This is a genomic window from Halorarius litoreus (assembly GCF_024362405.1).
Taxonomy (GTDB): domain Archaea; phylum Halobacteriota; class Halobacteria; order Halobacteriales; family Haloarculaceae; genus Halorarius; species Halorarius litoreus.
The window spans coordinates 2,720,796-2,731,417 of record NZ_CP101454.1 but is presented as its reverse complement, the minus strand read 5'-3'; the positions used below and the strand labels follow the sequence as shown (position 1 = coordinate 2,731,417).

Below are 10,622 nucleotides of genomic sequence, written 5' to 3'. Positions count from 1 at the left end.
ACGGACGCGATATGCCGCAAGCGGGGACACCGACGCCGACACCGACGCCCCCGGGGAGCACCGGGGGGGCCGGAACGGGGCTCCAGCCACCACCATGGCTCCCGGAGCTCGTACCGACGGCGTTCTACCGGCTCTTCGCGGCGGCCATCGTCATCGTCGTCGCCTACTACGTGTCGAGCCTCGCTCGGCAGATACTGGGCCGGCGTATCGCCCGTCGGTTCCGGCGACCGAGCGTCACGCGAACCATCCTTCGCGGGATTCAGGGCGCCATCATCATCTTCGCGGGGTTCATCGCGCTGACGTTCTTCGGGTTCCAGGCGAGTGACCTCGTCATCTCGCTGTCGGTGTTCTCGGCCGTGCTGGGGTTCATCCTCGCACCCATCATCGGCTCGGTTATCAACGGGCTGTTCGTCCTCTCGGAGCGCCCCTACGAGGTGGGCGACATGATCCACCTCTCCGACAAGGACACCTACGGCTTCGTCGAGGACGTGACGCTCCGCTACACGAAGATATTCACCCTCGACAATACGTTCCTCATCGTCCCGAACGGCTCGATGCGCGAGCGTGACGTGGTGAACTTCTCGGCCGAGGACTCCCGGACGCGACTCAAACTCGACGTGCTCGTCACCTACGAGTCCGACATCGCGGAGGCGCGCGAGCTCATCGAGCAGGCGGCCCGCGACGTCGACAACGTCATCGGCGGCGGCCCGGACATCCGCATCGGTGGGGCGCGCTACCCGGCGGCGCCGACGTGTTACATCGACACCTTCGCCGACCATGGCGTCAACCTCCGGCTCCGCTACTGGGCCATCGAGCCGTACAAGCTCCTCACCGTCCGCTCGAAGGTCCAGACGAAGCTCTGGGAGCTGCTGGAGGACGCCGACGTGGAGATCGCCTACCCGCACCAGCACCTGTTCTTCGACGAGACGAGCGGCGAGATGCAGGTGGCGATGCGAGAGACCGACGGCCCGCCCGAGCACCTGCGGCGTGAGCCGCCAGACGCCAGCGTCGATGCCGACGAGTCGGCCCCGGACAGCGACGCTACGACAGACTGACGGTGACGACTTTCGCGTCGAGCTCCCGGCGGAGGAACGCCTCGACGTCCGGGTCGTCGACCAGTCGACGAACCATCCGCCGCCAGCGTGAGGCCTGTTTCCGGCCGATGACGACGAAGTCCGCACCCTCTGCGACGACCTCGTCGAGGATGGTCTCCTCCACGAGGAACCCCGTGCGGACGACGTAGCGGGCATACTCCAGCCGGCCGAATTCGCGTTCGACGGCGCGTTTCAGCTGTGCGCGATTGATGTGACGGTCGTTCTGGTAGACGTTGACGTGGAGGATGGTCAGCTCGGCGTCGTGTTCAGTCGCGAGATCGATCGCCTCCTGGAGCGTGGCCCGCGAGTGTTCGGACAGCGGGTACCGGACCGGCACGACGACGAGAGTCATTATCCACTCCTGGCGGGGCCGGCCGGGTCAATGTTACTATGTGTGGGTGATACGCCCCTCCACGACCGGGTCGATGCCGACTGCACGGGCGTACGCCGCCAGCACCTCGTACTGCGTCGTCAGGGTGTCAACGCGGTGGGCCTCGTCGAGCACCGGGAACTCGTCGTCGGAGTGGAGCAGGTAGTCGGCGAGCGCGACCCGGTAGCGCCGGTCGGGGTCGATGGGGTCGCCGCCGACCGTCGCCGAGCGGAGTTCGTTTGCCGCGCGGTCGTACTCGATGGTCGCGCCCGAGACGTGCGCGTGCCACCAGTCGGGTTCGCCGAACGAGAGCCGCGAGCCCTCACCCTGCGCGAACGCGGTCGTGAGCTCGGTGCCCGTCACCTCTGCGACGGCAAGGGGTTCGTCGAACGGGACGACGCTGATGAGGTCGCCGAGCGTCACGTCGCCGTCGAGCGGCGATCCCGAGCGGATGCCGCCGGAGTTCTGGAGGCCGACGTCCGCGTCCGCGAACCAGCGGTAGGCGTCGGCGACGAAGTTCCCGATGCGCGATTCGCCGCGGAAGCAGGCGGTCTCGGTGCGCTCGATCGGCTCGTCGACGTGCGCGACCACCTCGTCGACGCCCGCCTCGGCCATGCGCGCCTCGAATCGGTCGCGAACCGTCTCGTCGAGCGGCCCGTCGGCGACGACGTGGCGCGTCACCTCGCGTTCGGGGAGCGAGATTTCGAGGAGGACCTCGCCGTTGACGCCGGGGCGCGTGAGCAGGGTGTCGTCGAGTCGCTCGAGTCGCTCGGCGTGGTTGTGCCCGCCGAGCACGAGGTCGACGTCGACGGTGGCGGCGAGTTCCTCGTCGCCGGTACCGAGATGCGAGAGACAGACCACGTGGTCGACGCCCGACTCGCGGAGCGCGTCGACGGCGTCCTCGGCGGCGGCAATCGGGTCGGTGAACCGGACGTCGCCGGTGTTCGGATTTATCGAGGCGGTGCGCGGCGTCACGAGCCCGAACACGCCGACTCGGGAGCCGTTCTGCTCGAAGACGCGCCAGGGACGGACGTCGACCGACTCCCCGAATCGGCCGCCGTTCCGCTCGACGTTCGCGCAAATCCACGGCTGAGGCGCGCGGTCCACGAGGTCGAGCGCGCGGTCGGGGCCGTAGTCGAAGTCGTGGTTGCCGAACGTGTCGGCGTGCGGTGAGACACGGCCGAAGAAGTCGAGCGCCTGCTCGCCGCGCGTCAGGAGTGGAAGGATGCCCGGAGAGGTGTTGTCGCCGGTACCGAACACGAGCGTGTCGTCGTCCCGGCGCTCGTCGATGGTGCCGGCGAGTCGCCCGAGTCGCTCGGGGTCGTCGTAGGCGTTCTCGATGTCCGAGTAGTGGAGGAGTCGGAGGGTCACGCTCGGTGGTCGACCGGGGGCGAAAAAACGGTGTCGAGACGTAACCGGAGGGTTTTGGTCGCCCACGCGGCTACGGCGGCGCATGAGCGCGCTGGAGGAACTCGAAGGCCCGACGGGGCAGACGCTGTACGTCGACCGCGAGGAGGCAGAGCGCGGGTCGAAAGCCCCGTTCTTCGTCGTCTACGTCGACACCGACCGGGAGCGACGGTGGGGTTACTTCTGTGGCAACTGCGAGACGGCGGAGAACGCGATGGACTCGATGGGGCGCGTACAGTGCAACAACTGTGAGAACTTCAAGCGGGCGGACGAGTGGGACGCTGCGCATGAGTAGCGCGTGCCGCGAGCGAAGCGAGCGGCACGGTATGGTGAACGGCGACCGAAGGGAGCCGTGAACAGCGAGGGCGAGCGAACCGAGCCATGACCAGCGAAACCGACCATGGGGAGCGACACGCGAGTCAGGGAGCGACCGCACGACCCCGCGAGCGACACCGAGACGACACATAACCCACACGACAGGTGCAAAGGGTTATTCCCTCCCGCGTGGAACTTACGGACGAATGGGAGCTGTTAGCACACCACTCATCGACGAGGCGGGAGACATCTTCCGCGAGCTGGGATACGAAGTCGAGCGCGATGGGGAGGAGCTCCGTGCGACGCGGAAGTGGCGTGTCGTCCACGTCACGACTGCCGAACCCGAGAACGCCCGAGAGGACGGCACACTTCGGTGTTTCGTTGCGCCCGCCGAACGGGCGCAACGGGTCCACCGTGAACTGCACGAGTCGACACCGCCCTACGACTGGGCGGTGGTGTCGGTGACCGACACCGGCTACGAGGTGCTGCATCCGGACCCCGACGTGCTGCCCGCACCCTGAGTAGCCTTTTCACCGAGGGGTGAGAGCCCCCTCACATGGTTCAGGACGTCGTTGCCGAAGCGCTGGGTACGTTCGTCGCGGACGTCGTCGACGCGCTCCCCGAGCTCATCGCTGGGCTCGTGTTCCTCGTCGTCGCCGTCATCGGCGTCAAGCTCGTCATGACCACCGTCCGGTACGCCCTCTCGCGGGCGCTACCGGGTGAATCGCCCGTCTACCGGCAGTTCCTCGCGACCATCGTCCTCGTGTTCCTCACGTTCGGCGTCGTCCTCTCGTTTCTCGCCATCGTCGGGCTGGAGGGCATCGCCGCGTCGCTCGGCACTGCCACCGGCTTCCTTGCGCTTGGGGTTTCGTACGCGCTCTCGGGGATGATCGCCGACGCCGTCGCGGGGGTCTATCTGCTTCGCGACCCGGATTTCAACCCCGGCGACGAGGTCGACATCGGGGGCGCCGTCGGGACGGTGAAGGCCATCGAACTCAGAAAGACGCGGCTCACGGTCGAGGACGACACCGTGGTCCGGGCGAACGCCGAAATCGAGAAGAAGTGGACGAAACTCGACGACGCGGACTAGGGCAGTCCAACGTGCCAACCGGTGAGACTGAGTACCCACGCACCGGGAACCGACACGCTGACACACCGCACGGCGCGTAATATTTATCTGCACGTCGACTACGACGAGCTATGTTCGTGGGCCACGGCCTCGTCGCGTTCGCGATAGCGGCAGCCGTCGCACACCTCGCCGGCTGGTCCCGGGAGCGGGCGCTCGCGGTCGGCCTGCTGGCCGGCGCGTTCGGCCTCGCACCCGACGCCGACATGGTGTACGCACCCCTCGGCCTCCTCGGAGCGGACGGCGTGTTCGACGCCGCGACGGGGTTCTGGGCGACCGGGAACCAGGTCCACCGCGCGGTGACCCACTCGCTGCTCGTCGGGGGCGCGATGGCCGTGGCGGCCACGGCGTGGGCGCTTAGCACCCGCACGACGCAGGCGGTCGCGATACTCGTCGTGGCGGGCGCCGTCGCCATCACCGCTGCCGTCTCGGGAGTCGTCGCTGCCGGCGTCCTCCTCGTGTTCGGGACTGTCGTCCTCGCGCTGACGAGCCTCGGTGACCGGCTCGCGCTCCGCCCCCGGACGGTCGGGCTGGCGGCGGCGCTCGGTCTGCTGTCGCATCCGTTCGGCGACCTGCTGACGGGTGAACCCCCGGCGTTCCTCTACCCGCTCGACGTGACGCTCATCGCCACCCGCCCCGAGCTGTTCGCCGATCCGACGCTGAACCTCCTCGCGCCGCTGTATCTGGAGCTGGCGACGGCGTGGCTCGCGCTCGGCGTCTACCTCTGGCTCGACGGCGTCGACCCCGCCGACTACCTCGCGGGCCGCGCGAGCCTCGGCGTCGGGTTCGCCGGCGCGGCGCTGTTGCTCCCGGCGCCAACGCTCGACGTCTCGTACCACTTCGTGTTCTCGCTGCTCGCCATCGGCGCGCTGCTGGCGGCCCCGCTACCGCTGGTCGAGGTGCGGTCGCTCGCCGACCTCCGTAGCCACCCGCTTCGGGCGGTGGTGACCGGCCTGACCGCGGTGTCGGTCGCGGTCATCGGCTACACGCTCGTCTACGTCGGCCTGTGGACATAAGGTCGGGCCGTTCCTACGACCGGCCATGAGAGATTCCGGGGTCGGGTCCGTCCTCGAGGCGGCCCGACTGAACGCCGTGTTGGCGTGGGCGCTGATCCTGTTCGTCCTGGCTGTGGCCGTCGCCAGCGTCGTGACGAACGACCTGTTGTGGGCCGGGTTCGCAGTCGCTGTAGCGGCGCTCGCACTCATCCCCCCGGTGAAGTACCGCGACGCGGTCGCGATGCTCCCGTGGGAGGTGCTGTTGCTGGCGGTCCTCCCGCTGGTCGCGCGCGTCCTCACCGTCGAGTTCACGCCCTTCCGTGGGAACGTCGCGGCGTACCTCTCGGTCGCGGCGCTCGCGCTCGTGGTCGCCGTCGAACTCGACCTGCTGACGCCCGTCGAGATGGACTACCGGTTCGCCGTCGCGTTCGTTGTCATCGCCACGATGGCCGCCGCGGGCGTCTGGGCCGTCGTCCGCTACGGCTCCGACGTGTTCCTCGGGACGGCCCTGCTGTTGCCGCCTGAGGGCGTGAACGCCTCCGAAGCGGCACTCGCGGACGCCGAGCGCCGACTCATGCTCGAGTTCGTGGCCTCCTTCCTCGCCGGCGTCGGCGCCGGCGTCGTCTTCGAGTTCTACTTCCGGCGACGGCGTCGCAGCGAAGACGGCATTCCCGGGCTCGAGGAGGTGACGCCGTGAGGCTCCGCGACCGACTCGGCGTGAGCGCCCGCAGACAGCGCCAGCTCACGTGGCTCATGGAAGTCGGGCTCATCGGCATCTTCTTCATCGGGCTCGACCGGGGCAACACCGGCATCGTCGTCAACGCCGCCGTCGCGCTCGCGGTGGCGCAGCTCCCACCGATACTCGAACGCGACTACGAGATTCCGATGGACGCTGGCCTGACGCTGTGGATCACGGCGGCGGTGTTCCTCCACTCGCTCGGCACCCTCGGCTTTCCCGAACCCGTCGTCGTCGTGCTCCAGAGCGCCGGGCTCGACGTTCCCAACGGCTCGTTCTACAAGAACACGTGGTGGTGGGACCACATGACCCACGCGCTGTCGGCGAGCGTCGTCGCTGCGGTCGGCTACTCGGTGGCTCGCGCCGTCGACGTCCACAACGAGGACGTCCGCCTCCCCCCGAAGTTCATGTTCGTGTTCATCCTGCTCGTCACGATCGCGTTCGGCGTGTTCTGGGAGGTGTTAGAGTTCATCATCGGCGAGGCCGCAGCCGCACTCGGTAGCGACTCGGTGCTCACCCAGTACGGCCTCGACGACACGATGCTCGACCTCGTGTTCAACACCCTCGGTGCGATACTCGTCGCCGTCTGGGGCACCGCCTACCTCACGGACGTGGTCGGGGCGCTGGCCGCGCGACTGGAAACAGACACGAGCTAGCACGGGGCATAGCTTTACGACCGACCCCCGCCAACCCGGGGACGCGATGGTCTTCAAGAAGATCACCCTGATCGGGACGAGTCCGGAGAGTTTCGACGCCGCAGCCGACGACGCCATCGACCGAGCGGAGGCGACGATCGACGACGTGAAGTGGGTCGAAGTCGAGGAACTGGGCGTCGAAATCGCGTCCGTAGACGGCCGGGAGTACCAGGCGGAAGTGAAAGTCGCGTTCGAACTGTCGGACGCGCAGTAACGCGCGCAGCAGCGAGCCGGGGCGACTGCCCCGGCGGCGTCGACGACCAGCGAGCGGCGGCTACGTCCGGAACGACTCGCCGCAGCCACACTCGCTCTCGATGTTCGGGTTCTGGACGTGGAACCCCGCGCCCTGCAGGCCGCCCTCGAACTCCAGGACCGAGCCCTCGATGTAGTTCATGCTCGACGGGTCGATGATGAGGCGGAGCCCGTGGTGCTCGAAGATGCGGTCGTCCTCCTCGGGCTCGTGCTCGAAGCGCATCCCGTAGGAGAGTCCGGCACAGCCCCCCTGCTGGACGAACAGGCGGAGGCCACCCGTCTCCGTGTCCATCCCCTCGACCTCCATGAGGTCGAGGGCCTGCGAGGCCGCGTCCTCGGTGGCGCGGACGACGTCCGAGGTGTCGACGGTGCTCATGTGTATTGGATTCGGCTACTCCGGTAAAACGTTGGCGCCAGCGTTACTCCTCGAACCGCTTGCGGACGCTCTCGGCGTGTGCTTCCAGCCCCTCGGCCTCCGCGAGTGCCGTGACCGTGTCGGCGATGCCCGAGAGGGCGTCGCGGTCGAGCCGCTGGACGGTCTGGGACACCAGGAAGTGGTCGACCGACAGGCCGCCGTGCGTCTTCGCCAGCCCGCCCGTGGGAAGGACGTGGTTCGGGCCGGCGGCGTAGTCACCCGCCGCCACGGGGGAGAACGGCCCGAGGAACACGCTGCCACCCACGTCGATGCGCTCCAGCAGTTCTTCGTCCTCGTCGGCCTGAATCGAGAGGTGTTCGGCGGCGTACTCCGCCGCGAAGAGCACGGCCTCGGACATCGACCGGGCGACGAACACGCCCGAGGCGTCGTTCTCGAACGCCTGCTCGATGACCTCACGGCGGTCGCGGTCGGCGGCCTGCTCGTGGGCCGCCTCGACGATTGCCTCGCCCGTCGCCTCGTCGTCCGTGACGGCGACGACGGATGCGTTCGGGTCGTGTTCGGCCTGGGCGACGAGGTCCGCGGCCACGAGCTCGGGGTCGGCCGTGTCGTCCGCGACCACGAGCACCTCGGAGGGACCCGCCAGGAAGTCGATCTCGCAGTCCTCGCGGACTTCTGCTTTGGCGGCGGTGACGAACCGGTTGCCGGGGCCGACGATCTTCTGGACGCGAGCGACGGTCTCGGTGCCGTACGCGAGCGCCGCGATGGCCTGTGCGCCGCCGACCTGGTAGACGGCGTCGGCGCCGGCGACGTGAATGGCAGCGAGCGTCGTGTCGTTGAGGTCCGCCGCGGGGGGAGTGGCGACGGCGACGTGGTCGACGCCCGCTACCTTCGCCGGGATGACCCCCATCAGCGCACTGGAGGGGTACGCGGCAGTCCCCCCGGGGACGTACGCGCCCACCCGTTCGAGGGGGCGGTAGCGCCGCCCGAGTTCGCGGTCGTCGAACTCGCGGCGCCAGTCGTCGGGCAGTTGCGCCTCGTGGAACGCTTCGATGTTCGCCGCGGCAGTCTCGACGTGGTCACGCAGGTCGGCGTCGAGGCGCTCGTACGCGCGTTCTGCCTCGTCGGTGATGTCGAGGTTCCCCACGTCGACGTCGTCGAACTCCTTCGAGAGCTGGCGGAGCGCGACGTCGCCCTCCTCGCGGACACGGCCGACGATGTCCCGGGCGGTGTCCCGGGCGTCCGCGACCCCGGCGTCCCGCTCGAACAGCGCCGTCCGCTCGTCAGGCGCGAGGTCCGCGACGGCTCGTAGTTCCATACCCGGTCTCCGGGCGCGCCGCGAAAAACGGTTTCCATGCCGTGTGCTGCGTCCCCGCTGGCCGAATTGCAAACGTATAAATTGGAGCTTGGCAAAGATTAGATTAGACACGTCAAATCTCATATGGTGATGGCGCACATGCAACACGGCGAACGTACGACTGCTCGGCTCTCCCGTCGCAACCTCCTCCAACTCGGTGGCGCAGCCTGTGCTGCTGGGCTCGCTGGCTGTACAGCCCTCGGTGGAGCCAGCGACGACACCGGGTCGGACGGCGAAGGACCGATTGCGGTCGCATCGTTCTTCAGTTTCTTCGACTTCGGACGAAAAATCGCAGCCGGAACGCCACTGACCGTCGAGAACCTCGTGCCCACGGGGCTTCACGGCCACGGCTGGGAGCCGAACGCGTCAATCACGCGACGCATCATCGAGGCGGATGCGTTCGTCCACGTCGGTGAGGACTTCCAGCCGTGGGCCGACCGCGCCATCCAGACGCTCGAGGACGATAACGCGGACACCCGACTCATCAACGTCCGCGAGGGCGTGAAACTGGAGTCGCTCGCGGCGAGTCTCGACCCCGACGAGGAGGGCGTCGGGAAGAACCGCGGGAGAGACCCCCACTTCTGGCTCGACCCACAGCGCGCCAAGCAATCAGTCGACAACATCACCGAGGGGTTCGTCGACCTCGTCCCCGACCACGAGGAGACGGTCCGCGAGAACGCCGAGACGTACAAGACCGAGGTTCTGGAGCGGATCGACGCCGACTATCAGGCCATCTTCGACGCGGCCGAACGTGACGTGGTCCAGTTGGCGGCGCACAACGCCTTCCAGTACATCGGCACCCGATACGGGGTGCAGATGCGGCCGCTCGTGACGAACCTCGCGGCCAGCGGCGACGTGAAGCCCTCCGACATCGCGGAGGCGAAGGAGGTCATCGACGAGAACGACATCAAGTACGTGGGGGCGGGCGTCTTCGAGACCCGCCGGCCCGCCAAGCAGCTCGTCACCGAAACCGGCGTCGAGGCGTACTTCCCCGTGACGCCGTACGCCGGTGTCCGCGAGGACTGGGTCGAGAACGAGTGGGGGTACGAGGAGATAGCCTACAACATCAACATGCCCACGTTCGAGGTCGTCCTCGGGAACAAGCTCCCGAAGGAGGTCGGCCCCGACGGCTGGGCCGAGCAGTGGAGGAACTTCGAATGAGCGAGTCCGTGCTCGCGTACGACGGTGTCACGTTCGGCTACACCTCGACCCCGGTGGTCGAGGACGTGACGTTCGGCGTCGAGTCTGGCGAGTTCGTCGCGCTCGTCGGCCCGAACGGCTCGGGGAAGTCCACACTGGTCAAGCTCGGGCTCGGGCTGCTCGGACCCGACAGCGGCGGGGTCAGACTGTTCGGCCAGCCCGCGACCGCGTTCGACGACGGCACCCGCATCGGCTACGTCGGCCAGCACGCCGCCGCCGCGAAGGCGATGCCCGTCACCGTCCGCGAGGTCGTCACGATGGGGCGGTTCGCGCACGCGGGCTACGGCCGCGTCGGGAGCGAGGACCGAGAAGTCGTCGAGGCCGCGCTCGAGCGTGTGGGGATGACGGCGTTCGCCAGCCGCCGAATCACGCAGCTGTCGGGCGGTCAGCGACAGCGTGCGTTCATCGCCCGGGCGCTCGCTGCGGAGGCGGACCTGCTCGTCCTCGACGAGCCGACCGTCGGCGTCGACGCCGAGTCCGTCGAGGCGTTCTACGCCCTCGTGAACGAACTCAACGAGGAGGGCATCACCGTGTTCCTCGTCGAGCACGATTTGGGTGCGGTGGCGACGAACGCCGACCGCGTCGTCTGTCTCAACCGCAAGGTGTTCTTCGACGGCCCGGCCGAGGAGTTCGTCGGCAGCGACGCGCTCGCGCGGACCTACGGCACCGACCCGACGGCGTTCGCGGAGGCACTCGGATGAT

Annotated in this window: 14 protein-coding genes; 10 read left to right on the top strand and 4 right to left on the bottom strand. The window is 68.2% G+C overall.

What is annotated here, in order from left to right:
• Nucleotides 1-11 precede the first annotated feature (11 nt).
• On the top strand, nucleotides 12-1,055 hold the full coding sequence (locus tag NL126_RS14295; protein ID WP_255195556.1) for a mechanosensitive ion channel family protein: 1,044 nt from the start codon (nucleotides 12-14) through the stop codon (nucleotides 1,053-1,055).
• Here NL126_RS14295 and NL126_RS14290 read toward each other — a convergent pair.
• Together NL126_RS14290 and NL126_RS14285 are read right to left on the bottom strand one after the other, a co-directional pair.
• On the bottom strand, nucleotides 1,042-1,446 hold the full coding sequence (locus NL126_RS14290; protein ID WP_255195555.1) for a universal stress protein: 405 nt from the start codon (nucleotides 1,444-1,446) through the stop codon (nucleotides 1,042-1,044). The genes NL126_RS14295 and NL126_RS14290 overlap by 14 nt on opposite strands.
• Before the next feature lie 36 nt (nucleotides 1,447-1,482).
• Nucleotides 1,483-2,835: a bifunctional metallophosphatase/5'-nucleotidase gene (locus NL126_RS14285; RefSeq protein ID WP_255195554.1), complete on the bottom strand. Its 1,353-nt coding sequence runs from the start codon at nucleotides 2,833-2,835 to the stop codon at nucleotides 1,483-1,485.
• A 91-nt stretch (nucleotides 2,836-2,926) separates the two neighbouring features.
• Between NL126_RS14285 and NL126_RS14280 the strand changes: the two genes are divergently transcribed.
• From NL126_RS14280 to NL126_RS14250, 7 genes are all read left to right on the top strand, one after another.
• The gene (locus NL126_RS14280; RefSeq protein WP_255198849.1) at nucleotides 2,927-3,166 is read left to right on the top strand and encodes a DUF5816 domain-containing protein; all 240 of its coding nucleotides are present in this window, start codon (nucleotides 2,927-2,929) and stop codon (nucleotides 3,164-3,166) included.
• Between the two features lie 226 nt (nucleotides 3,167-3,392).
• Entirely contained in the window at nucleotides 3,393-3,707 is a 315-nt protein-coding gene (locus tag NL126_RS14275; protein WP_255195553.1) for a DUF7116 family protein, read from the top strand.
• 35 nt (nucleotides 3,708-3,742) lie between these two features.
• Nucleotides 3,743-4,276, top strand: a complete 534-nt coding sequence (locus NL126_RS14270) for a mechanosensitive ion channel domain-containing protein (RefSeq protein ID WP_255195552.1) — start codon at nucleotides 3,743-3,745, stop codon at nucleotides 4,274-4,276.
• Between the two features lie 110 nt (nucleotides 4,277-4,386).
• The gene (locus tag NL126_RS14265) at nucleotides 4,387-5,328 is read left to right on the top strand and encodes a metal-dependent hydrolase (protein ID WP_255195551.1); all 942 of its coding nucleotides are present in this window, start codon (nucleotides 4,387-4,389) and stop codon (nucleotides 5,326-5,328) included.
• Between the two features lie 25 nt (nucleotides 5,329-5,353).
• Complete coding sequence (locus tag NL126_RS14260; protein WP_255195550.1) at nucleotides 5,354-6,004, top strand: hypothetical protein; 651 nt, start codon at nucleotides 5,354-5,356, stop codon at nucleotides 6,002-6,004.
• On the top strand, nucleotides 6,001-6,699 hold the full coding sequence (locus NL126_RS14255; RefSeq protein ID WP_255195549.1) for a DUF2238 domain-containing protein: 699 nt from the start codon (nucleotides 6,001-6,003) through the stop codon (nucleotides 6,697-6,699). Before NL126_RS14260 ends, NL126_RS14255 begins: the two co-directional genes overlap by 4 nt.
• 46 nt (nucleotides 6,700-6,745) lie before the next feature.
• Nucleotides 6,746-6,952, top strand: a complete 207-nt coding sequence (locus NL126_RS14250) for a dodecin (RefSeq protein WP_255195548.1) — start codon at nucleotides 6,746-6,748, stop codon at nucleotides 6,950-6,952.
• 60 nt (nucleotides 6,953-7,012) lie between these two features.
• On the opposite strand, the gene NL126_RS14245 is transcribed toward NL126_RS14250, so the two are convergent.
• Nucleotides 7,013-7,366 (bottom strand): HesB/IscA family protein, encoded by a 354-nt coding sequence (locus NL126_RS14245; protein ID WP_255195547.1) that lies wholly within the window; start codon nucleotides 7,364-7,366, stop codon nucleotides 7,013-7,015.
• A 43-nt stretch (nucleotides 7,367-7,409) separates the two neighbouring features.
• A complete protein-coding gene (gene hisD, locus NL126_RS14240; protein WP_255195546.1) occupies nucleotides 7,410-8,681 on the bottom strand; it encodes a histidinol dehydrogenase in 1,272 nt (423 codons plus the stop codon).
• Between the two features lie 138 nt (nucleotides 8,682-8,819).
• On the opposite strand from hisD, the gene NL126_RS14235 reads away from it, so the two are divergent.
• Together NL126_RS14235 and NL126_RS14230 are read left to right on the top strand one after the other, a co-directional pair.
• The gene (locus NL126_RS14235) at nucleotides 8,820-9,881 is read left to right on the top strand and encodes a metal ABC transporter substrate-binding protein (RefSeq protein ID WP_255195545.1); all 1,062 of its coding nucleotides are present in this window, start codon (nucleotides 8,820-8,822) and stop codon (nucleotides 9,879-9,881) included.
• A complete protein-coding gene (locus NL126_RS14230; protein WP_255195544.1) occupies nucleotides 9,878-10,621 on the top strand; it encodes a metal ABC transporter ATP-binding protein in 744 nt (247 codons plus the stop codon). Before NL126_RS14235 ends, NL126_RS14230 begins: the two co-directional genes overlap by 4 nt.
• Nucleotide 10,622 lies beyond the last annotated feature (1 nt).

Bases quoted from the DNA above. Each gene is read 5' to 3' on its own strand.
- NL126_RS14295 (WP_255195556.1), top strand. From the start codon at position 12: ATGCCGCAAGCGGGGACACCGACGCCGACACCGACGCCCCCGGGGAGC.
- NL126_RS14290 (WP_255195555.1), bottom strand. From the start codon at position 1,446: ATGACTCTCGTCGTCGTGCCGGTCCGGTACCCGCTGTCCGAACACTCG.
- NL126_RS14275 (WP_255195553.1), top strand. From the start codon at position 3,393: ATGGGAGCTGTTAGCACACCACTCATCGACGAGGCGGGAGACATCTTC.
- NL126_RS14270 (WP_255195552.1), top strand. From the start codon at position 3,743: ATGGTTCAGGACGTCGTTGCCGAAGCGCTGGGTACGTTCGTCGCGGAC.
- NL126_RS14265 (WP_255195551.1), top strand. From the start codon at position 4,387: ATGTTCGTGGGCCACGGCCTCGTCGCGTTCGCGATAGCGGCAGCCGTC.
- NL126_RS14260 (WP_255195550.1), top strand. From the start codon at position 5,354: ATGAGAGATTCCGGGGTCGGGTCCGTCCTCGAGGCGGCCCGACTGAAC.
- NL126_RS14250 (WP_255195548.1), top strand. From the start codon at position 6,746: ATGGTCTTCAAGAAGATCACCCTGATCGGGACGAGTCCGGAGAGTTTC.
- NL126_RS14245 (WP_255195547.1), bottom strand. From the start codon at position 7,366: ATGAGCACCGTCGACACCTCGGACGTCGTCCGCGCCACCGAGGACGCG.
- hisD (WP_255195546.1), bottom strand. From the start codon at position 8,681: ATGGAACTACGAGCCGTCGCGGACCTCGCGCCTGACGAGCGGACGGCG.
- NL126_RS14235 (WP_255195545.1), top strand. From the start codon at position 8,820: ATGCAACACGGCGAACGTACGACTGCTCGGCTCTCCCGTCGCAACCTC.
- NL126_RS14230 (WP_255195544.1), top strand. From the start codon at position 9,878: ATGAGCGAGTCCGTGCTCGCGTACGACGGTGTCACGTTCGGCTACACC.